Genomic DNA, 22,760 nt, shown 5'->3' on the forward strand with positions numbered 1-22,760 from the left:
TTAAATTAAACATTTGAATTAGGGTAGTTGAAAAACGGCAGGCATATGAGGAATACCTTTAAATGAAGTCAAAATTTAGTGGAAATTTAAAAATACAGATACATATTAACCTGCCAATTAATTCAAATACAGATCAAATAAAACAGTTAATAAGAAAAATGTAGGTAAAGCCTATAATAGTTGACTATTCCGAAAGAAGTTTACCTCAAATTTACTCTTAAATTAGAAATACTTTTAATGAATTGAGAAGGTGTAAGTTTTGTTTCTTCTTTAAAGGCTTTATTAAAAGTAACCTTATTATTAAAACCTACATCATAGGCTACATCAATAATATTGAGATTCCCATTAAAGTCATTTGACAAAATTCTTTGTGCCTCTGCAATTCTATACTTATTTATTAAGTTGAAGAAGTTCATATTAAAATGTTCATTGATAACTTGAGACAAGTTATGTCTAGTAGTATCCATAATTTCAGACAGAGAATTTAAGCTCAGGTCATTAATTTTATAAACTTTTTCCTCATTCAATAAATTAAGTAATTGTTCTTTTAGTTCTACAGAATAACTATCTGTTAATCCAGATTTTTTATACTTCGCAACTAATTCATCAAATAAATATTTTTTGCTAAAAACTCTTGGCTGAACATATGCTGTATAAGCAACATAAAGTACAATTAAACACATAATAAATATTTGCGGATATCTAAAAATATAAGGTGTGTTTTGAGCTAGAGAGATAGCATAAATTATATAAAAAATCACATAAACAATGTATAGTATCATTATATTTCTTTGCCATTTAATAATAACCTTATAAGATGGTTTTTTCCTTTTATCATTCCTCTTATAAACACTATATGTAAGATATCCATATATAATTAAAGATATACTCTTTGCCAAAACAATCATATTCAAATTACCTTGTAAAAGCTCATCTCTATTAAATATTAAATATAATTTTTCATCATAACTAGCAAAATAAATGGGAGAGAAAAATAGAATTAAAATTATTGTTGGTAAAAGATGTAATAAATCTATATACCTAAATCTATATTTTTCTGATATGCGTTTAAAATAAAAGTATAATAAAGGGCCATATAAAAAAGAAAAAGAAGTTGTAACTCTTAAAGAATTAGGATATTGATATATATAGTTTGACAAAAACAAACATACATATATTACAAAAAGTGAATGCAATAAAACAAACAAGCTTATTAATATATTAGCTAAATAATCTCCCTTTTTGCGCAAGTTTAAAACAATAGCTAAAAAAACTCCAACTAAACCCGTTGAGAAGAAGAACAATATCCAAATATTTAATTTTGGTTTATAATTATTTATTATTGTTGAGTAAGATTCGGTATCTTTTATATTATCGAAAACATCATAATTCAATATATTAGTATTTGTAGATGTTTTAATATGTTTTACTATATAATAACTTGCTTTTTCAGAACTATTAAGTACTGCATAACTTATAGCTAATCTTTTATAGTCATCTAAATTTAATGAAACTTTATTTTCAATCAACTTTTCATACTCATTTACAACTTTTTCAGCATTAGCTTTTGTTAAATTAATTTCATATTGTGAGTAATAAATACTATCAATTACTTGTCTACTTTCTGTTTTTAGAAAGTTAAGATTGCTCCCAAAACTATTGATAGTTATTAGTAAGAATAATATACTAATTATTCTGATTGACTTCATTTTAAAAGATGATTATTTGAATTATGATTATAAAGGTAAACGATAATAAAGTTAAAAAGACGTTAAAACTATCTTAGCGAGTCATTCCCGATAATATCTTACCTGAAATTATCAATAAAAGCTTACTAAATTGTCTTCATATTAGACTCATATTCAAATACATTATTAATGCTTGAGGATAATTATTACTTTAGTAGCCCCTTAGCCATTTATAAGTATGATTTTATTCTCTAGATTCTTAATTCCGAAAAATTATAGTGGATTGGCTATTTACCCTTTTATTTTTTTAAAGAATAGATCATTATCAAAAAATGATATACTTATAAATCATGAGAAGATTCACTTACGACAACAAATAGAATTATTAATCATTTTTTTCTTTATTTGGTATTTAGTTGAATTCCTTTTTCACTTAATTAGATTTGGTAATTGGAATAGAGCATATCATAGCATTAGTTTTGAGAAAGAAGCATATCATCATGAAGGAAATCCAAACTATTTGTTAGATAGAAAATTTTGGGCTTTTCTTAAATATTTAAAATAAAAAGAGTCCATAATATTCAGTAAATTTGTACCACAAAATTTATTCTTTGATGGAGCAAATTGCACCCTATAAGCCCAAACATAAAGTACGAATCGTTACAGCAGCCTCTTTATTCGATGGTCACGATGCTGCAATCAATATAATGCGTCGTATTATTCAATCTACTGGCGTAGAGGTTATTCACCTAGGCCATGATCGTAGTGTTGAAGAAGTAGTTAATACAGCTATTCAAGAAGATGCAAATGCCATAGCTATGACCTCATATCAAGGTGGTCATAATGAATATTTTAAATACATGTACGACCTACTTAAAGAAAAAGGTGCTGATCACATTAAAATATTTGGTGGTGGTGGTGGTGTAATACTACCTGAAGAGATTAAAGAATTAATGGATTACGGTATTACACGAATATATTCACCTGATGATGGTCGCGAAATGGGGTTGCAAGGCATGATCAATGATTTGGTAGAACAATCTGACTTTGCAATTGGTGATACCCTTAACGGAGAAGCAGAAGTACTTCCGAAAAAGAATCCAAAATCAATAGCAAGAGTCATTTCTTCTGCTGAAAATTTTCCAGAAATAGCTAAGAATGCTTTAGAAACTATCCATGCTAAAAATAAGACTTCTAAGACACCTGTTTTGGGTATTACAGGAACAGGAGGTGCAGGTAAGTCATCTCTAGTTGATGAACTAGTACGTCGTTTTTTAATTGATTTTCCTAAAAAAACTATAGGAATTGTTTCTGTAGATCCTTCTAAACGAAAAACTGGTGGTGCTTTACTCGGTGATAGAATTCGTATGAATGCCATTAATTCACCTCGCGTTTATATGCGTAGCTTGGCAACACGTCAATCTAATCTAGCTTTGTCGAAATATGTCAACGAAGCCGTAGAGGTTTTAAAAGCTGCTGAGTATGATTTAATTATCCTTGAAACATCTGGTATTGGTCAGTCTGATACAGAAATTTTAGAACATTCAGATGTTTCATTGTATGTAATGACTCCTGAATTTGGCGCTGCAACTCAATTAGAAAAGATCGATATGCTAGATTTTGCTGATTTAGTAGCTATCAATAAGTTTGACAAACGCGGTGCTAAGGATGCATTACGAGATGTAAAAAAGCAGTACATGCGAAATCATAATCTTTGGGATACTCCTCAAGATCAAATGCCAGTTTTTGGAACCATCGCCTCTCAATTCAACGATCCAGGAATGAATACTTTGTATAAGGCCATAATGGATAAATTGGTTGAAAAAACAGATGCTGATTTAAAATCTACTTTCGAGATTTCAAAAGAAATGAGCCAAAAGATCTTTGTTATTCCTCCTGCTCGTACACGATATTTATCTGAGATTTCTGAAAACAATCGCGCTTATGATAAAAAAGCAAATGATCAAGTTGAGGTTGCACAAAAATTATATGGAATCTGTAAAACAATAGAGTCAGTTTCAGAATCAAAATTACTACTTGATAAAACTGGTATAGATTCAAATTCTATCAATACAAATTCTAAAAATGCAGATTTTATAAAATTATTGATTGCAGAATTTGATCGAACCAAAATGAATCTTGACCCTTACAATTGGGAAGTTATTATAGATTGGTCTATTAAAGTAAATCGTTATAAAGAGCCTATTTATTCATTTAAAGTTCGTGATAAAGAAATTAAAATAGAAACACATACAGAATCATTATCGCATACACAAATACCAAAAGTGGCTTTACCAAAGTATCAGGCATGGGGCGATATATTACGTTGGTGTCTACAGGAAAATGTGCCTGGTGAATTTCCTTATACTTCCGGATTGTATCCTTTTAAAAGAACTGGCGAAGACCCAACACGAATGTTTGCAGGTGAAGGTGGTCCAGAACGTACAAATCGTCGTTTTCACTACGTGAGTTTGGGTATGCCAGCTAAGCGTTTATCAACAGCATTCGATTCAGTTACCCTTTACGGAAACGATCCTGATTATAGACCAGATATCTATGGAAAAATAGGAAACGCTGGTGTTTCAATTTGCTGTTTAGATGATGCAAAAAAACTTTATTCAGGCTTTAATTTAGCAGATGCTATGACTTCGGTTTCTATGACTATTAATGGTCCAGCGCCAATGTTGTTAGGCTTTTTTATGAATGCCGCCATTGATCAACAATGTGAGGTTTATATAAAAGAAAATGATTTAGAAAAAGAAGTTGAGAAAAAAATTACAAGCATTTATAAAGGCACAGACCGTCCTACCTATAATGGTGAAATACCTAAAGGAAATGATGGATTAGGATTAATGCTTTTAGGTGTTACCGGAGATCAGGTCTTGCCAAAAGATGTTTATAAAGATATAAAGGCTAAAACCATTGCTCAAGTCCGTGGTACCGTGCAAGCAGATATTTTAAAAGAAGATCAAGCTCAAAATACTTGTATTTTTTCGACAGAATTTGCATTGCGCTTAATGGGTGATGTGCAAGAGTATTTTATTGGAAACAATATCCGAAATTTTTACTCTGTTTCAATATCTGGATATCATATTGCTGAAGCTGGTGCAAATCCAATTTCACAATTAGCATTTACATTAGCCAATGGTTTCACTTACGTGGAATATTACCTGTCTCGTGGTATGGACATAAATAAGTTTGGTCCGAACTTATCTTTCTTTTTCTCTAATGGTATAGATCCTGAATATGCTGTTATTGGTCGTGTAGCTAGGCGAATCTGGGCAAAAGCTTTAAAGCATAAATATGGAGCAAATCCAAGAGCACAAATGTTGAAGTATCATATTCAAACTTCTGGCCGTTCTTTACATGCTCAAGAAATCGATTTTAACGACATTCGTACAACGTTACAAGCATTATATGCTATTTACGACAACTGTAATTCGTTACATACAAATGCTTACGATGAAGCTATTACTACACCAACCGAAGAATCAGTTCGTAGAGCGATGGCTATTCAGTTAATTATCAATAAAGAATTAGGTTTAGCCAAAAATGAAAATCCAATTCAAGGTGCTTTTATCATTGAAGAGTTAACCGATTTAGTTGAAGAGGCTGTATTATTAGAGTTTGATAGAATTACTGAGCGTGGCGGTGTTTTAGGTGCTATGGAAACGATGTACCAACGCTCTAAAATTCAGGAAGAAAGTTTGTATTATGAAACCTTAAAGCATAACGGACAATTTCCTATTATAGGTGTTAACACTTTCTTGAGTTCCAAAGGTTCGCCTACAATACAACCAGCAGAAGTAATAAGAGCTACTGAAGATGAAAAACAATTTCAAATAAATACTTTAGAACATTTGCATACTAGAAATGCTGATAAAGTAAAAGAACAATTAGCTACTATTCAACAAGCGGCAGTTCAAAATAAAAATATTTTTGAAGAACTTATGGAAGCAACAAAGTATTGTTCTCTCGGTCAGATTACTTCTGCTTTATTTGAAGTAGGTGGTCAATATCGTAGAAATATGTAAATCAATATGTTCTCATAATTATATTGTATTTTAGTATTTACTAAATCATCTTTATAATTATGAGATTTTCACTCTTAGCCCTATCCTTATTTTTATTTCTATCTGTTTCAGCTCAACAACAATTAAGAGTACTTGTTGGTGGTACTTTAGTTGATGGTTATGGATCTACGCCTATTAAAAATAGCGTCATTATTATTGAGGGTAAGAAAATTAAAGCAGTTGGAACTGTTGAAACATTGCAAATACCGAGTAATGCCGAAGTAATTTCTACTGAAGGTATGACGGTACTTCCTGGTCTATGGGATATGCATGTACATACTATGATTAATGGTCATGCTGATTATGCTTATTGGGATAAAACCTATCCTCCTTTATTAGAAAATACTATTATGCCATCTTCTGCAGAACAGTTATTAATGGCGGGTGTTACCAGTGCTAGAGATCTGGGCGGGCCACTAAAAGAAAGTCTTTCAGTAAGAGACAGAATTAATAATGGTGAAATACCAGGCTCAACTTTATATGTTTCAGGACCTTTTTTACAGAAAAAGCCCTATCCTGGTACCGAAGCATTTCGTTGGGGAATTAATGGGGTCGATGATGCTAAAAAAAAGGTTAAAAAGTTAGCTGATGCTGGAGTAGATTGTATCAAATTAGTTGATCAAGACCAATTAAGTAGTCAAGAACTGCAAGCACTTGTTAATGAAGCACATAAACACAAACTAAAAGTTGTAGCTCATGGCCATCGCCCACAAGAAATTAGAATGGGATTAAAGGCAGGTGTAGATTGTTTTGAGCATACTGGATTATCATCAGCGCCTCAATATCCTGAAGACGTTATGGATGCAATTAAAGAACGTACGGCACAAATGAATTTAGGTCCTTTATTTTGGTGTCCAACTGTAGAAGGATTATATAATTATGAATATGTTCGTGATAATGGTGAACATTTAGATAATACTTCTTGGCATAGAGGTTTAAATGATACAATTATTGCCGATATTAAAAATAGCTTTAAGCATAAAGATCGTTTACCCTATTTTCAGCTAACTCCAGTTAGGAAGCCAACTTTAGAGAAAAAAATTAAACAATTAATGGAAGCAGGAGTTGTTTTAATGATTGGCACCGATAGTGGTATTCCTATGAAATTTCATAGTCAGTCAACATGGAATGAATTAGACGTTTGGGTAAACGAATTTGGCATAGACCCAATGTATGCAATTAGGGCAGCTACTTATTGGCCAGCAAAATGGATGGGTTTAGAAAATAAAGTAGGTACAATTTCAGAAGGAAAAGATGCCGATATAATTGCTGTTAAAGGCGATGTGTTAAGACATATTAGTCTACTTCAGAATGTAGATATTGTTATTAAACACGGCAAGAGATATAAATAATAATTCTAAAGAGTTAGCCGCCAGTTTTTTTGCAACCTATTAAAAGTTTTTAACTCTCTACGTAATAATTTTAAATAATCTCTGGCATTACTACTAGAACGTTCTAATCGTTTGCAATTTTTATATAAAAGATTGGTTAATTTATATAAAGAATTAAGGTGAATATCCTTTTTATAAAAGTGGTATCTATTCTTTTCGGCATTTAAAATTTCTGGACCTAATGCACTGGACTGTTGCACAATATCACCAGAAAAATAAATATCTTCATCTTCAGAACCATCCTCTTTTAATCTACTTAAATCGTCCTGTAAATAATGAGATATACTCAACGAAAGTGTTCTAATTTCGAGAGCTTTTCTATAAATAGGCAAATCAAAGAATTGAGACGACATATTAATTTAAATCATTATTTCATACCAAAATTACATACTAGCGAATAGATAATACTTTTACTTTTAAATAAAAAGTATATTTTTACTTTAATTATTAAAGATTATACATGTAAATTCAAAATGATTTTAGATAAAATAAATCGACAAATACTAGTACTGCTGCAAGAAGATGCAAAGCAAACAAATACTGCCATCAGTAAAAAAATAGGTATTAGTTCACCAGCTGTATCAGAACGTATAAAAAAACTAGAAGATACAGGCATCATTGAAAGCTATAAAACTATTGTGTCGCCAAAAGAATTAGGGTATCAGTTTAAAGCTATTATTACATTAAAAGCCTTTATGGGTAAATTGAAACCTTTCCTTGAAAAGGTAAAATTGTATAACGAAGTTGTAAATTGTTATCGTGTAACAGGCAATGAAAATATTGTTATGGAAGTTGTTCTTAAAGATCAAAAACATCTCGAATCTTTTATAGATCAACTCATCTCTTACGGAGAAACAAAAACACAAATTGTTCTATCGCAAGTAATTCATCAAAGAGAGATAAAACCCATATAAAGATCTATTATTCAGTTTGTTTTCTTTTTGTATTTTTATCCAATATCATCCTCAACTCCAATTATGAAAACAGTATTAAAATTCACTTTTATTATCTTTTTATTAATAAGCTGTACCAAAAAGGACCTTCCTAAAATAAAAAGCGTAGAAACAAAACCAAGCACTTATGTACTAAACAATTACGATAAGCAAGAGGTAAGTATAGAAATGCGCGATGGTATTAAATTACATACTACCATTTATACACCTAAAGACAAAAGTAAAGCTTATCCTTTGTTATTAAAACGTACACCCTATAGCTGTCAACCTTACGGAGAAGATAAATTTCATGAAACTATTGGTCCGAATAAGCACTTAATGGAAGAAGGAAACATTTTTGTATACCAAGATGTTCGTGGCCGTTGGATGAGTGAAGGTGTTTATGACAATATGCGTGCTTACATTCCTAATAAAAAAGACAGTACAGATATAGATGAATCTTCAGATACTTACGACACCATAGATTGGTTGGTTAAGAATATTGATAATAATAATGGAAATGTTGGTACTTGGGGTGTATCATATCCTGGGTTTTATGCTACCTATTCTACAATTGATGCTCATCCTGCATTAAAAGCAGTTTCACCTCAAGCTTGTATTGGTGATTTCTATTTCGATGATTTTCATCATAATGGTGCCTTTCTATTAAGCTATTTTAGAGCAATTCCATTGTTTGGTACACCAAAGGATAAACCCATTGATTCTGCTTGGTATAAACTCCCTGAACTTGGTACACAAGACCAATATCAATTCTTTTTAGATGCAGGCCCCTTAAGTAATTTAAACAAGTATTTTCAATATGAGTCGCTAGATATATCTAGTGTAAAGGGTAAAGACCATATCGATGATTTCTTTTGGAAAGAATTTGTAGAACATCCAAATTATGACAGTGTTTGGCAAAGCAAAGGCATTATACAGCATCTTAAAAATATTAAACCGTCTGTAGCAACGATGATCGTTGGAGGTTGGTTTGATGCAGAAGACCTATATGGCCCTCTAGAAACCTATAAAACCATTGAAAAATACAATCCAAAAAATTACAACACTCTTGTTTTTGGCCCATGGGATCATGGTGCTTGGTCTAGAGCAAAAGGAAAAAATATTGTTGGTAATTATTATTTTGGTGATTCTATTTCAGAGTTTTATCAAGAAAACATTGAAACAAAATTCTTTAATCATTTCTTAAAAGGTAACGGTAGTAAAGATTCTAAATTACCCGAAGCTTACGTATATGATTCTGGTAAAAAAGAGTGGAAAACTTATGAAAGTTGGCCGCCAGAAAATAGTACTAAAAAAACTATGTTTCTATCTGAAAATCAAAAATTAAATTCTTCGTCAAATAGCAACAAACCAATTAAGTTTATAAGTGATATTAAACGTCCTGTACCTTACTCTGAAGATATCAAAACCGTATTTACTCCAAGAAAATATATGACTGATGATCAACGATTTGCGGCTAGGCGTCCAGACGTATTAGTTTTTGAAACCAATGTTTTAGAAGAAGATTTAACTTTAGCTGGAGATATTTTAGCCAAGCTTAAAGTAGCTACTACTGGTACCGATGCAGATTGGATCGTAAAAATTATAGATGTGCATCCTGCGGATGTTGAGGAACAAAAAGAAGGCATGCAAGATCATTTAAAGTTGAGCAATTATCATTTAATGGTTCGCAGTGAAGTAATGCGTGGTAAATTTAGAAATAGTTTTTCTAAACCTGAACCATTCGTACCTAATAAAATGACAGAGGTAACTATTAAATTACAAGATGTATTTCATACTATTAAGAAAGGACACAAGTTACAAGTACAAGTACAAAGCACATGGTTTCCGTTAATTGATTTAAATCCTCAAACTTTTGTACCGAATATTTTTAAGGCAAAAGAAGAAGATTTTAAGACACAAACACATACAATTTTTACTAACTCTGCTATAGAATTTTCTGTTTTAAACTAAAAGATGACCTTATAACTTTATAAAGCCACCTTTTAATATCAATTACTTTTAATTTCTCTTTTTGTAACGTTATTCAATCGCCATAAGGTTAGAATACATAGTATTGAAAGAAATGTCATTAAATACCATGTCATTTCATAGCCTACTTTGTCAACCAGTTGCATCCCTACATTATGACCAAAAATATGAGCCACAGAAAATGAGATACTATACAAAGCCATAAACTCACCTTGTCTACCTTTTTTAGCTCTATCCATAACAAAAGAGTTAGAAAAAGGAAATAATATCATTTCACCAACAGTCATTAATAACATACCAACTATTAATATGCCTACCCAACCACTTAAGTTTAAAATTAAAAAACTTGCTCCAGTTAAAACTGCTCCAAGGATCATTAAATTTGCTTTTGATCTTTTACCATCCTCTAATTTTTTAATAAAGGGCATTTCTAACAAAAATATTACAAACCCGTTCATACCCATTAATAATCCTATTTCGAATTCAGTTAAAGATTGATCTTTATAATACAGCGGTATTGTTGAAAAATATTGCAAGAAAATAAAACCAAATAATGTCATCGCAGCTAAAAACAGTATAAATGCTTTATCACTATATGCCGATATTGGATTATCAATTTTCACTTCATCTTGTATTCTAGCTGATTTAGGATGTAGTACATTTAGTAATAAAATACCTGCTAAAAAGCATGTAACTCCATCTATCCAAAATAATCCATTATATCCTATAGAGGTAATAATTAATCCACCAACAGCGGGGCCTGCAGAAAACCCTAGATTTATTGCCAAACGAATTAATGTTACTGAACGTGTTTTATTTTCAGTCTTACTATAAGCACTTAAAGCAACAAACATTGCTGGTCTGAACATATCTGCAACAAGCATTACCAGAAATATTCCTAAAAGAATAGTTTCAAACGTTTGTAAATATTGTAATCCAACAAATAAAAATCCAGTAGCTATTAAGCTGAATGCCATCACCCTATAATATCCAATTTTATCAGTCAACTTACCACCTAACCATGAACCTACAACAGAACCTAATCCAAAGGCACTCATAATCCACCCTACGTTACCTAAGCTAAAACCAAGATGTTTGGTGAGATACAAAGACAAGAACGGAATCACCATAGTGCCCGCCCTATTGATTAAAGTTATTAAGGCTAGCCACCAAACTTCTCTAGACAAACCTTTAAATGTATTTAGGTAGGGCTGTAAAATTTTTCCATTAAAAAAGTTGATCAATTGCATGATTAATTGATATAAATTTGGTTATATAAAACTAAAAAACCCAGCTTATAGCTGGGTCTTATTTGTATTGTTATTATTTATTTCTTTATAGTTACAACAAATTAAAACACCAGCAAAATGCTCTTACACACTTCTGTGATCTTACTTTAATATTTGTTGTATAGAATTTCATTTTTATTATTTGATGAATCAAAACTACAAAATTATTTCACAAAACAATTTTTTTAATTGCTATTTTTAAAGAATGAAAAAAATACTGTCATTATTTATCTTCATATCTATAATTTCTTGTGCTCAAAAACCAAATGAGAATAACTATGTTAGTTCTATTAAGGAGTATCAATACAACATGAATAAAAATTTTTCCGATAAAGAAACGACTCCGTTTAGTGAAGAAGATTTTAAAGAGTTTAGAAGTTTGAGTTTTTTCTCGATAGATTCTACCTATAAAATTATAGCAGATTTTGAATTAAATAAAGATCCTAAACTGTTTGAAATGGCAACGACGACAGATCGTAAACCCTTATATATTACTTATGGAGTTGCTAATTTTAAGCTTAATGGGAAAGAAGTTACACTTAGGGTGTATCAATGTAAGGATAAAGATTCTCCAAGTTTTTATGATGCTCTTTTTATTCCTTTTACAGATGCTACGTCTGGAGATGAAAGTTATGGTGGAGGTAGATATATTGAGCCTGAATATCCTTCAGAAGGAAAAATAATTATAGATTTTAATAGGTCTTACAATCCATATTGCGTATATAACCCTAAATTCTCTTGCCCTATACCACCGAAAGAAAATCGATTAAACATACCTATTAAAGCAGGAATTAAAAATTATGAAATAAGTGGACATTAAAGATGACATAATCGCTGCTGCGGAAAGAATAGCTCCATATATTCACAATACACCAGTATTAACTTCTCAGCAGATTAATAACATGGCTGACGCCAAATTGTATTTTAAATGCGAAAATTTTCAGAAAATGGGCGCTTTTAAAATGCGTGGAGCTACAAATGCAATTCTACAATTATTAGACGATCAAAAACGTAAAGGTGTTGTTACACATTCTTCAGGTAATTTTGCGCAGGCATTGTCTTTAGCTGCTAAAAATTTGAACATTAAAGCACATATTGTAATGCCTAGTGATGCTCCTCAAGTAAAAAAAGACGCTGTTAAAGGATATGATGGTATTATTACAGAGTGTGAACCAAACATACAATCTCGTCAAGCCACAGCGCAGAAAATTCAAGAAGAAACTGGTGCTACTTTTGTACACCCGTTTAATGATTTTAATGTAATCTTAGGAAATGCTTCTGCAGGAAAAGAATTATTAGAAGATCAACCTGATTTAGACTGTATAATTGTACCCGTTGGTGGTGGTGGACTAGTTTCTGGCACAGCATTAAGTGCTTTGTCTTTTTCCAACAATTGTGAGGTGATTGGTGCGGAGCCTTTTGAAGTTGATGATGCTTATCGATCTTTACAAAGTGGTGAGATTGAATATAACAATACTATTAATACAATAGCTGATGGTTTAAAAACATCTTTAGGGGATATTACTTTTGCTGTAATTAGCAACCATGTAAAAGAAATTATTAGAGTGACTGAAGATGAGATAAAAGAAGCCATGCAACTTATTTGGGAACGTATGAAGATTATGGTAGAGCCTTCTTCGGCAGTTACCTTAGCAGTAGTGTTAAAAGATAAAGCTCAATTTAAAGGTAAAAAGGTTGGACTTATACTTTCAGGTGGGAACGTGGATTTAAGAAAGTTACCTTTTTAAAAACAAAACCCATAACGGATGTTATGGGTTTTAAAATTCTTCGCTTCGCTCAGAGAGTGATAAATTACATTTCTAATGCCTTTTTAGTATCGTTATCCATTAGCAATTCTATTGGGTTTTCTAATGCTTCTTTAACAGCTACTAAGAAACCTACAGATTCGCGACCATCTATAATTCTATGGTCATAAGACAATGCTACATACATTACTGGTTGAATCACTACTTGTCCATCAACAGCCATTGGTCTATTTACAATATTATGCATACCTAAAATAGCACTTTGAGGCGGATTGATAATTGGCGTAGACAACATAGAGCCAAATACACCGCCATTGGTAATAGTAAATGTACCTCCTGTCATTTCATCGATAGTAATTTCGCCTTCACGTGCTCTAATAGCTAATCGTTTTACTTCTGCTTCTACACCTCTAAAGGTTAAGTTCTCTGCATTTCTAATTACTGGAACCATTAATCCTTTAGGACCAGAAACCGCAATCGATATATCTTGAAAATCATAAGAAACTTTATAATCGCCATCGATCATAGAATTTACATCAGGGTATAATTGTAAAGCCCTTACAACTGCCTTTGTAAAGAAACTCATAAAACCTAGGCTAACACCATGCTTTGCTTTAAAATCTTCTTTAAACTCTTTACGCAGGTCAAAAATTGGCTGCATATTAACCTCATTAAATGTAGTTAACATTGCTGTTTCATTTTTTACAGCAACTAATCGCTCAGCAACCTTACGGCGTAACATTGATAACTTTTTACGTTCTGTTCCTCTTATTCCTCCTGTTGATGGTGTACCCATACTTGGCGTTGCTTTTACCGCATCATCCTTTGTAATTCTACCATCTCTTCCGGTGCCTTTTACAGTACTAGCAGCTATTCCTTTTTCGTCTAAAATTTTCTTTGCGGCTGGTGAAGCAGTTCCAGTTGCATAAGTTGCAGACTTCTCGACTGCGCTCGAAGAGACAGTTTCTTTTACTTCTTCCTTTTTTTCTTCTTTTGCAGGAGTTCCATTTGATGATGGTTTAGCAGCGCTAGTATCTATAAGACATACTACTGCACCCACAGCTACTGCGTCTCCCTCTTCCGCTTTAAGCGTTATAATTCCGCTCTCTTCTGCTGGCAATTCTAAAGTAGCCTTATCTGAATCTACTTCGGCAATAGCCTGATCTTTTTCAACATAATCGCCATCTTCTACTAACCATGTTGCTATTTCTACTTCGGTAATCGATTCCCCAGGAGAAGGGACTTTCATTTCTAAAACCATCGTTTATTATTTTATTCTTTTATTCAAAAACTTGATCTATAACTCGTTGATGTCTTCTTTTAAATCTTGCACTAGAACCAGCAGCCGGTACTGCATAAAACGGTCTCGAAGCTACATTTAGCTTAACCAAATTAAAGCGCTGTAACATATAGCTCCAAGCACCCATATTTTGTGGCTCTTCTTGTGCCCAAACGTATTCTTTTACGTTCTTATATCTATCTATAATTTGCTGTAATTTCTCTGTATGTAATGGGAATAGTTGCTCAATTCTTACTAGCGCTACATCTTCTCTTCCCAACTTTTCACGTTCAGCCAATAAATCATAATAAAACTTACCTGTACAGAATACTAGCTTTTTTACTTTATCAGGATTAACCGTATCATCTATTACTTCTTTGAATTCACCTTTAGCAAAATCGTTCATTGTTGATACTGCCTTAGGATGCCTTAGTAAACTCTTTGGTGTAAATACAATTAAAGGTTTTCTAAACTTACGCTTCATCTGACGGCGTAATAAATGATAGAAGTTTGCTGGGGTTGTACAATCTACAACTGTCATATTATCTATGGCACACAATTGAAGATAGCGTTCCATTCTAGCTGAAGAATGTTCAGAACCTTGACCCTCGTAACCGTGTGGTAATAATACAACGATACCATTTTGCATTTTCCATTTGTCCTCGGCAGCAGAAATATACTGATCGAATATTATTTGAGCACCATTAGAGAAATCACCAAATTGGGCTTCCCAAATAGTTAATGTATCAGGGTTAGCCATAGCATAACCATAGTCAAAACCTAAGACACCGTATTCAGATAATAAGGAATTATAGATATACATCTCTCCTTTATTATCTGGATTTGTATTTAATAGATTGATGCGATCTTCAGAAATTTCATCACGCAAAATTGCGTGACGATGACTAAATGTACCTCGCTCAACATCTTGCCCCGAAATACGAATATTGTAACCTTCTTCTAATAAACTTCCATAAGCCATTGTTTCTCCCATACCCCAATCAATCACATCATTTTCTACCATCTTAGCTCTATCGGCCAAAATACGTTCGGCTTTACGTAAGAACTTCACACCATCTGGTACAGTAGATACAATTTTAGCTATATTCTTTAATTTTTTATCGGAATATTTTGTGTCAGTTTTAGAAAGCATTGCCTCTACACCTTGACGTGAATATCCTTTCCAAGTACTTTCCATAAAAGGAACTACCTTAGAAGTTTGGTCTTCTTTAGACTTTACATATTCAGCCTCGAGCATAGCTTTAAAATCAGCAATGATCTTCTTTTTATAATCCTCATCTATAATACCTTGCTGAATTAATTGTTCAGCATATATATCTCTAGGGTTTTTATGTTTTGCTATTGCCTTATATAAATTTGGTTGCGTAAAACGAGGTTCATCACCTTCATTATGACCATACTTTCTGTATCCGAGTAAATCGATAAAAACATCACGCTTAAAACGCATTCTAAATTCTAAAGCCATTTCTATTGCATGTACTACAGCTTCGGCATCGTCTGCATTTACATGCAATACCGGAGACAGAGTTACCTTACCAATATCTGTACAATAAGTACTAGATCTAGCATCTAAATAATTAGTTGTAAAACCTATTTGATTATTGACCACAATATGAATGGTACCGCCAGTTTTATAACCATTTAATTGAGCCATTTGAATGACTTCGTATACTATACCTTGACCAGCGATTGCTGCATCACCATGTACTAATATTGGTAATATTTTGGAAGAATCTCCATTATACTTTCTATCAATTTTTGCTCTTGTAATTCCCTCAACAACTGCATCTACCGTTTCTAAATGAGAAGGATTAGGGCACAGATTCATTTTAATCTGCTTTCCGTTTTGATAGGTTTTGTTTAACGTTAAACCCAAATGATATTTTACATCACCATCTATACTATCATCCTCAAAATCCTTGCCTTCAAATTCACTAAATAGATCGCGTACCGGTTTTCTAAATACATTTATTAAGGTGCTTAATCGACCTCTGTGGGCCATACCTAATACACATTCTTCAAGTTGAAAGTCGTTTACTGCTTTGTATAGTACATTGCTGATAGCTGGAATTAAAGCTTCGCCTCCTTCTAGAGAAAAACGTTTTTGACCAACAAATTTAGTTTGTAAAAACTGCTCAAAAGTTACAGCTTGATTTAGTTTTGATAGAATATATTTCTTCTTTTCTACATCAAAATTGGGGTGATTATCATTTTCATTTAATCTACTTTGCCACCATTTGATTTCATCAGGCTTTCTAATATACATATACTCCACACCTATAGAGTCACAATAAATTGCTTCTAGATGTCGAATAATCTCCTTTAGACTTTGGTTACCTATACCTAAAATCTCACCAGCATCAAAAACAGTATCTAAATCATTGGATGTAAGTCCAAAATTTTCAATGTCGAGAGTTGGCTCATATTTTCTTCTTTCACGAACAGGATTAGTTCTTGTAAATAGGTGTCCTCTTGAACGATATCCATTTATCAATTCAATTACTCTAAATTCCTTATGGACATGCTCAGGAACTTCTACTGTAGCTTTATCTTCTCCGTTAAGGGAATAATTAGAATTTGCTAAATCGTACCCTTGAAAAAAACTACGCCAACTAGGCTCAACTGAATCAGGATTGATCAAATATTTATCATATAAATCTGAGATAAAACCTGTATGTGCAGCATTTAAAAATGAAAACCTATCCATTATTCAGTAGTGGTTGATTGCTTAAAATAATTATAACAAAAGTACAATTATTTGAAATAATAACTATGACTAAATAAACGTAAAATATTCTATTAAAAAAATATTAAAAAAAGGTTTTTTAAGCTTGCAAAAAGTCTAAAAACATTTATATTTGCACACGCAAAACGAAAAATGGTTTTGTAAATTCCTCCTTAGCTCAGTTGGTTAGAGCATCTGACTGTTAATCAGAGGGTCCTTGGTTCGAGCCCAAGAGGGGGAGCTAGATAAATAAAGGCTTTGAGAGTTTTTTACTTTCAAAGTCTTTTTTCATTTGCACTCAATTTGCACTCACGAAGTTAAATCATAGCATTTGTTGCTATTTAATGCAATTTAGTAATTTCTAGAAAATTAATTTGCTGATCCGTTATATAATTGATGAGCTCTTTCCATTTTTTTTCTAATTCGCTTGCGAAGCATTCTTGGCTCTAAAACCTCTAAGGCATCTCCAAAACCCAAAATTAATCTTTCAAGCTCAAAATTAAGATGAACGTAAAAACTAATAATGACACTGCCATTGTCATTCTTTTGAATAATTTTTTGTGAGTGATGAAAGGGTTTAGTTAAAACATAAGGCGCATTTGATCGATCAATTTTTAAAACTACGTTATATAGTTGATCGTCATTCATAACGGTAACCCCAATAGTATTCTTATAGTACTCATCGCCATTAAATTCTTCCTTTAAAAAAGGAATGTTCAAATCAAAGTCTATTTCCAATATTCGATCAAGTGCTAATGTTACAATGGGATTTTTAGTAGAAATTTTACCCACCAAAAACCAGCGGTTATTAAATTCCTTTAAAATAAAAGGATAGAATGTTAATATAGAAGGTTGTCTTGCTTTAAAAGACTGATATTTAATTTTTAAAACAATTTTCTTTAGAATAGCTTGATATAACGTATCTAAGTATTCTAATCCTTTTAATCCTTCATTTTTATCTAAATGAATAATTGAAGCTCCCTGATTTTTTTCAGAATAAACTTTATCTTCTAATCGTTGAATGATCCCTCCCAACTCTGAAAACAATGAAAAATCCTTGAATTGTTTTAACATCTCAACAGTTTCAGATAAGACATTCATATCATTCTCAGTCAATGGCACATCCGTAATTGAGAAATCTTCATCTTCATATTTATAATACTTTTTGTCATATACCACAATTGGAGCATTATATCCCAACTTATCACCACGCATCATTTGAATATCTAACTGTATGGTTCTTTTACTCACATTAGTATCTCTTCCTTCATACTCATAAAGAGCATCTGAGCAGGCTTCGATTAAATTATCAAGAGTCCATTGCCTATTATTATTCTGTAAACATTTGTCAATTGTTTTATACCGAATTAAAGCATTCTTATTTAATGCCATAGTTGTATTTTTTTTGAAAAATAAAAATAATTATTATCTACGCAAAATAATTGCGCAGTAGATTAAAATCTTTGTGCCGGTATTATAAATATGCCTAATTAAACAGGTTTTAAGTAGCGCTCCGTTGAACGAGGAGTCAACGGAGCTTAACGTTTTAAAAAAATGAAGAATAGAGTTAACATAAATGGCAACACATTAATCGAATTAGGTTTTAAACCGGCGAAGTGGTTTAAAGAAGCCTTGGAATACATTAATGAAAATCAATTACAAGGTAAAGCTTTAGATACGTATTTAGAGCAATTTAAATCTCCTGACCCAATAGAATTACATAAAAGCGGCGTTCCTTTCTCAATTAATATTAAAGCTGAGAATGAATTAGAGGTTACTAATGTAAACTCTGTTATAGAAACGATGGAAGTATTAATGAAAACACCAACTTTAGTAGATGGTGCTATTATGCCTGATGCTTGTCCAACAGGATCAACTGGAACAATTCCAGTAGGAGGTGTTGTAGTAGCTAAGAATGCAATTCATCCGGGTATGCACAGTGCTGATATTTGCTGCTCGGTAATGTTAACTGATTTTGGTAAAGCTAATCCAAAAGATGTTTTGAATGCTGCTCATGGTATTACACATTTTGGACCAGGTGGACGTGATAGAAGTACTCAATTTCGTTTCCCAATGGATTTATTGGCCGAGATAGAATCAAACTATTTCCTGAATGATCAAAAGTGTATTTCAGCTGCTAGATCCCATTTAGGAACTCAAGGTGATGGAAACCATTTTTTGTTTATCGGCAAATCCAAAAATACTGGTAATACAATGATGGTTACACATCATGGAAGTAGAGGGTTTGGAGCGAATTTATACTCTAAAGGTATGAAAGTCGCAGAGCGTTTCAGAAAGGAATTATCTCCAAACACCTTGAAGCAAAATGCATGGATTCCTTTTGATACTGAGGAAGGTCAACAATATTGGGAAGCTTTGCAGATTATCAGAAGATGGACAAAAAGAAACCATGAAGTTATCCATAATGCTACTTTAGAAAAATTAGGAGTAACATTGGATAACAGATTTTGGAATGAACATAATTTTGTGTTTAAAGATGGTGATTTATTTTACCACGCTAAAGGAGCAACGCCTCTTGATGAAAAGTTTATGCCTGATATTACAGGGCCGAGATTGATTCCTTTAAATATGTCTGAGCCAGTATTAATTGTGCAAGGTGAAACAACGAAATCAAATTTAGGCTTTGCACCACACGGAGCTGGTAGAAATGTGAGCAGAACTCAACATAGAAAAAGTAAATCAGGAACTTTTGAAGAAATTTTCAATGAAGAAACCAAAGGTTTAGATGTTAGATTTTTCTCTGAAGAAATTGATATTACCGAGTTGCCAAGCGCTTATAAAAATGCAGAAACCGTTAGAAACCAAATGGAAGAGTTTGGACTAGGAAAAGTGATTGATGAAGTACTCCCATATGGATGTATAATGGCAGGTGACTGGAAGAAAAATGCGCCTTGGAAGCAAAAACGAAAAAATAGAAGTCGTACTTAAAATGGACTTAATAAAGGATAAAATATTTAAGGCGGTTTCAAGAGTTATATCGGTTCAGGAGTTTGAACAATGGGTATATACTAATTCAGAGATAACTAATAATCTTGAGAACGATGATTTCATTTTCGAATTAGTTAGTCTTAATTATAAGGGCAAACATGCACTATATGATCTAGAGAAAATTTGTTTTAAAAACTATGACAATGAAGAATATTTAATAAACATGATTGAAATGAACTGTCAAGTGCTTATTCAAGAGGAGAAAATTGAAGAACTATGGAAAATCGTTTTAAGAATAAGTTCTCATCAAGATTGGGACAAAAATTATAAACTGATTTATTCCTTTTATGGTTTGGAAGATGAAATAAGTTTGGCTAAACAAGGGTTTATAAATAAGAAAGAGATCGTTAATTACACCCATGAATTAGCTCAAACTATTCTTTCCAAATTTGAAAAGCTTTCACTGGAAGGTAAGAAGGATGTTTTAATAAATGGAGAGCTGGAGGTTCCAAAAGTTGCTCAAAATTCTAAAAAATGGTATCACTTCTGGAAATAAATTTGGATTGATATTAGTTATTATCTCATATTTGCAAAATAAATGAAAGAAAATAGGATACATACTGAACCGAAATCACTGTTTAGTCAGTGTGACTATCGATGGGTACAAGAATTACCTAGACGAAAGAGGGCGTTACGTGTCTATTTTAATCATTTTTTGAGGTGATCTAAACTTAAAAACACAATATTATAATTGGCGTCCATGAAAATGGGCGCTTTTTTTATGAATTTTTTTTAAAACAAAATGAAAAGTTAGACAAGCATAAAAAATAGCAAATAATTGATAAACAACAGGGAGACAGACTATTGTGAAAAATGATAATTATCCGTTGAATACGGACAGGACTAATATTGCTTTATTTTAATATAAGTAATTGATATTCAATGTTTTAAATTATTTTTTCTTGTATATTTAAAAAATTGATTACATATTTGCAACGTTGAAAAGATTAACAAATAATAGGATAATGAAATCTCATTCGCAACATAGTTTTTCATCAAGTTTATGTCTTTGTTCACCGAAGCGCTTGGAGCTGTTGTATCGTTATGAGCAACGCAAGTTTAGATTTAGGGAGAATACTTATGTTATGATTTGATTTAATATATAACGCAATAATGAGTAGAGCACCTCCCGAAAAAGAGGTGCTTTTTTTATGAGTAAAATTTGGAAGGACAAGCCAATAGGTGGTGGCCACACTCTTGAAAAGTGTTCGGAGATAATGACTCGTGTGGGTTCGACTCCCACTCCTTCTGCATTGGAGAGTAGGTAAATACTGGTTCGTTACGCTTGACTGCTAATCAAGTCCATGTAAAAATGGTGAAGGTTCGATTCCTTTGCTCTCCGCCAAAAAAAAGACAAGGTGGCTGAATGGTTAAGGCGGTGGATTGCAAATCCGTTATTTATGAGTTCGAATCTCATCCTTGTCTCAAGAGGAAGTGTTGAGCAATTGGTTGGCTCACCAGACTGTAAATCTGGTCTCTTCGGAGCATGTAGGTTCGAGTCCTACCACTTCCACATGTACCACATGAGATATTCGACTGTCTCTCGAATAACTATAGTTATAATCTATAACGATGTGGTACTCTTTCTGGGAAGATAACGGTGGTTGTTTACCCGCCTTGGACGCGGGAGGTCGCAGGTTCGAACCCTGCTTCCCAGACAAATTGCTCTGTTCGTATAACGGCTAGTACGCCTGACTTTCTATCAGGAAATAGGGGTTCGACTCCCCTACAGAGTACAATACCAAATGTGGGGATGGCGAAATTGGCAAACGCGCCTGACTTAGAATCAGGATTTTGAGAGTTCGAGTCTCTCTCCCCATACTAGGCTCCACTAGCCCAACTGGAAGAGGCATCGGGTTTAAGCCCCGTGTAGTCTTGGTTCGAATCCAAGGTGGAGTACAAATAGACCTGTAATGTAACGGTTAGCATACAAGATTTTGATTCTTGAAATATAGGTTCGAATCCTATCAGGTCTTCGAAATGGTGACTTTAGTTTATTTGGTAAAACGCCTCACTGTGAATGAGAAGAACAGGGTTCGAGCCCCGAAGTCACCCAAATGGAACAATAGCAAAGTTGGTCAATGCGTCGGATTGAAGCTCCGAAGATACAGGTTCAATTCCTGTTTGTTCCACTAATTAAGGAATATAGTTCAATTGGATAGAATATTGGGTTACGACCCCAAAGATGCGAGTTCGAATCTTGCTATTCCTACAGCGCAAACAACATTTTTTAATCTACGCAAGATAATTGCGTAGTTGAGTTTAAATATTTGTAAAGTGATTTAGCAGAGGTCTTTTATAGTGCTTCTCAGTACTACCTCGCCAGCAACAAGGAACTGGCGAGGTTCGATCAACGTTCTTTAATATAGTCCAGTAGCTCAGAGGGTAGAGCACCAATACTTTTCGCAGTTTGCAAAAAAAGTTCCTCTATTCGATTCCTAATCGGGTAGTCGTGGGTTCGAGTCCCACCTGGACTTCAATAAAAACCGGCACAAGAAGTTCCTATTTTTTCCTTTTAGAAAGTTTTACTTCTCGCCATTTTAAAATAAAGACACAAAGCGTTCCTATATTCTGGTTCGACTCCGGAGCTCGAAA

General features: G+C 32.8%; 15 protein-coding genes and 14 tRNA genes. 23 read left to right on the forward strand and 6 right to left on the reverse strand.

The annotated features are described in order from the left end of the window. Positions 1-200 precede the first annotated feature (200 nt). Positions 201-1,709 (reverse strand): helix-turn-helix domain-containing protein, encoded by a 1,509-nt coding sequence (locus AC3IF2_RS09095; RefSeq protein WP_489166736.1) that lies wholly within the window; start codon positions 1,707-1,709, stop codon positions 201-203. Positions 1,710-1,926: 217 nt separating this feature from the next. Between AC3IF2_RS09095 and AC3IF2_RS09100 the strand changes: the two genes are divergently transcribed. Genes AC3IF2_RS09100 through AC3IF2_RS09110 form a run of 3 tightly spaced genes read left to right on the forward strand, consistent with a single transcriptional unit; the run spans position 1,927 to position 7,113 of the window. Then, positions 1,927-2,253, forward strand: a complete 327-nt coding sequence (locus AC3IF2_RS09100; RefSeq protein ID WP_489166737.1) for a hypothetical protein — start codon at positions 1,927-1,929, stop codon at positions 2,251-2,253. A gap of 49 nt (positions 2,254-2,302) precedes the next feature. Continuing rightward, complete coding sequence (locus AC3IF2_RS09105) at positions 2,303-5,722, forward strand: methylmalonyl-CoA mutase family protein (RefSeq protein WP_489166738.1); 3,420 nt, start codon at positions 2,303-2,305, stop codon at positions 5,720-5,722. A gap of 59 nt (positions 5,723-5,781) precedes the next feature. Next, complete coding sequence (locus AC3IF2_RS09110; protein ID WP_489166739.1) at positions 5,782-7,113, forward strand: amidohydrolase family protein; 1,332 nt, start codon at positions 5,782-5,784, stop codon at positions 7,111-7,113. Positions 7,114-7,118: 5 nt separating this feature from the next. Here the strand turns inward: AC3IF2_RS09110 and AC3IF2_RS09115 are convergent, their stop codons facing one another. Further along, positions 7,119-7,505, reverse strand: a complete 387-nt coding sequence (locus AC3IF2_RS09115) for a hypothetical protein (protein WP_489166740.1) — start codon at positions 7,503-7,505, stop codon at positions 7,119-7,121. A 120-nt stretch (positions 7,506-7,625) separates the two neighbouring features. On the opposite strand from AC3IF2_RS09115, the gene AC3IF2_RS09120 reads away from it, so the two are divergent. Then, a complete protein-coding gene (locus tag AC3IF2_RS09120) occupies positions 7,626-8,066 on the forward strand; it encodes an Lrp/AsnC family transcriptional regulator (protein ID WP_489166741.1) in 441 nt (146 codons plus the stop codon). A 63-nt stretch (positions 8,067-8,129) separates the two neighbouring features. Then, a complete protein-coding gene (locus AC3IF2_RS09125; RefSeq protein WP_489166742.1) occupies positions 8,130-10,058 on the forward strand; it encodes a CocE/NonD family hydrolase in 1,929 nt (642 codons plus the stop codon). Between the two features lie 38 nt (positions 10,059-10,096). Here AC3IF2_RS09125 and AC3IF2_RS09130 read toward each other — a convergent pair whose 3' ends face one another. Continuing rightward, positions 10,097-11,326 carry an MDR family MFS transporter gene (locus AC3IF2_RS09130; RefSeq protein WP_489166743.1) on the reverse strand — a complete coding sequence of 410 codons (1,230 nt, stop codon included), beginning with the start codon at positions 11,324-11,326 and terminating at the stop codon, positions 10,097-10,099. Positions 11,327-11,570: 244 nt separating this feature from the next. Between AC3IF2_RS09130 and AC3IF2_RS09135 the strand changes: the two genes are divergently transcribed. Next, a complete protein-coding gene (locus tag AC3IF2_RS09135; RefSeq protein WP_489166744.1) occupies positions 11,571-12,185 on the forward strand; it encodes a DUF1684 domain-containing protein in 615 nt (204 codons plus the stop codon). Further along, complete coding sequence (locus tag AC3IF2_RS09140; RefSeq protein ID WP_489166919.1) at positions 12,181-13,113, forward strand: pyridoxal-phosphate dependent enzyme; 933 nt, start codon at positions 12,181-12,183, stop codon at positions 13,111-13,113. Before AC3IF2_RS09135 ends, AC3IF2_RS09140 begins: the two co-directional genes overlap by 5 nt. A gap of 64 nt (positions 13,114-13,177) precedes the next feature. Here AC3IF2_RS09140 and odhB read toward each other — a convergent pair whose 3' ends face one another. Then, on the reverse strand, positions 13,178-14,392 hold the full coding sequence (gene odhB / locus AC3IF2_RS09145) for a 2-oxoglutarate dehydrogenase complex dihydrolipoyllysine-residue succinyltransferase (protein WP_489166745.1): 1,215 nt from the start codon (positions 14,390-14,392) through the stop codon (positions 13,178-13,180). A 19-nt stretch (positions 14,393-14,411) separates the two neighbouring features. Then, positions 14,412-17,138, reverse strand: coding sequence for a 2-oxoglutarate dehydrogenase E1 component (locus tag AC3IF2_RS09150; protein ID WP_489166746.1), 2,727 nt, complete (start codon positions 17,136-17,138; stop codon positions 14,412-14,414). Positions 17,139-17,323: 185 nt separating this feature from the next. Between AC3IF2_RS09150 and AC3IF2_RS09155 the strand changes: the two genes are divergently transcribed. Beyond that, a tRNA-Asn gene (locus AC3IF2_RS09155) sits at positions 17,324-17,397 on the forward strand. A 128-nt stretch (positions 17,398-17,525) separates the two neighbouring features. Here the strand turns inward: AC3IF2_RS09155 and AC3IF2_RS09160 are convergent. Continuing rightward, on the reverse strand, positions 17,526-18,548 hold the full coding sequence (locus AC3IF2_RS09160) for a helix-turn-helix transcriptional regulator (protein WP_489166747.1): 1,023 nt from the start codon (positions 18,546-18,548) through the stop codon (positions 17,526-17,528). Positions 18,549-18,710: 162 nt separating this feature from the next. Between AC3IF2_RS09160 and AC3IF2_RS09165 the strand changes: the two genes are divergently transcribed. From AC3IF2_RS09165 to AC3IF2_RS09235, 15 genes are all read left to right on the forward strand, one after another. Next, entirely contained in the window at positions 18,711-20,105 is a 1,395-nt protein-coding gene (locus AC3IF2_RS09165; RefSeq protein WP_489166748.1) for an RtcB family protein, read from the forward strand. Further along, positions 20,047-20,661 carry a hypothetical protein gene (locus AC3IF2_RS09170; RefSeq protein ID WP_489166749.1) on the forward strand — a complete coding sequence of 205 codons (615 nt, stop codon included), beginning with the start codon at positions 20,047-20,049 and terminating at the stop codon, positions 20,659-20,661. Before AC3IF2_RS09165 ends, AC3IF2_RS09170 begins: the two co-directional genes overlap by 59 nt. A 668-nt stretch (positions 20,662-21,329) precedes the next feature. Beyond that, positions 21,330-21,416, forward strand: a tRNA-Ser gene (locus AC3IF2_RS09175). A gap of 4 nt (positions 21,417-21,420) precedes the next feature. Further along, a tRNA-Ser gene (locus AC3IF2_RS09180) sits at positions 21,421-21,510 on the forward strand. A 7-nt stretch (positions 21,511-21,517) separates the two neighbouring features. Further along, positions 21,518-21,590 (forward strand) — tRNA-Cys (locus AC3IF2_RS09185). A 5-nt stretch (positions 21,591-21,595) separates the two neighbouring features. Next, positions 21,596-21,678 (forward strand) — tRNA-Tyr (locus AC3IF2_RS09190). 73 nt (positions 21,679-21,751) lie between these two features. Continuing rightward, positions 21,752-21,823, forward strand: a tRNA-Pro gene (locus tag AC3IF2_RS09195). A gap of 6 nt (positions 21,824-21,829) precedes the next feature. Further along, positions 21,830-21,901: transfer RNA gene (locus tag AC3IF2_RS09200), tRNA-Glu, on the forward strand. An 11-nt stretch (positions 21,902-21,912) separates the two neighbouring features. After that, positions 21,913-21,986 (forward strand) — tRNA-Leu (locus AC3IF2_RS09205). Positions 21,987-21,990: 4 nt separating this feature from the next. Then, positions 21,991-22,064, forward strand: a tRNA-Leu gene (locus tag AC3IF2_RS09210). Between the two features lie 5 nt (positions 22,065-22,069). Continuing rightward, positions 22,070-22,141 (forward strand) — tRNA-Gln (locus AC3IF2_RS09215). 7 nt (positions 22,142-22,148) lie between these two features. Continuing rightward, positions 22,149-22,219 (forward strand) — tRNA-His (locus AC3IF2_RS09220). Between the two features lie 5 nt (positions 22,220-22,224). Continuing rightward, positions 22,225-22,297 (forward strand) — tRNA-Phe (locus AC3IF2_RS09225). A gap of 7 nt (positions 22,298-22,304) precedes the next feature. Next, positions 22,305-22,377, forward strand: a tRNA-Arg gene (locus AC3IF2_RS09230). A 155-nt stretch (positions 22,378-22,532) separates the two neighbouring features. After that, positions 22,533-22,642: transfer RNA gene (locus AC3IF2_RS09235), tRNA-Arg, on the forward strand. Positions 22,643-22,760 lie beyond the last annotated feature (118 nt).

This window comes from Maritimimonas rapanae (assembly GCF_057837205.1).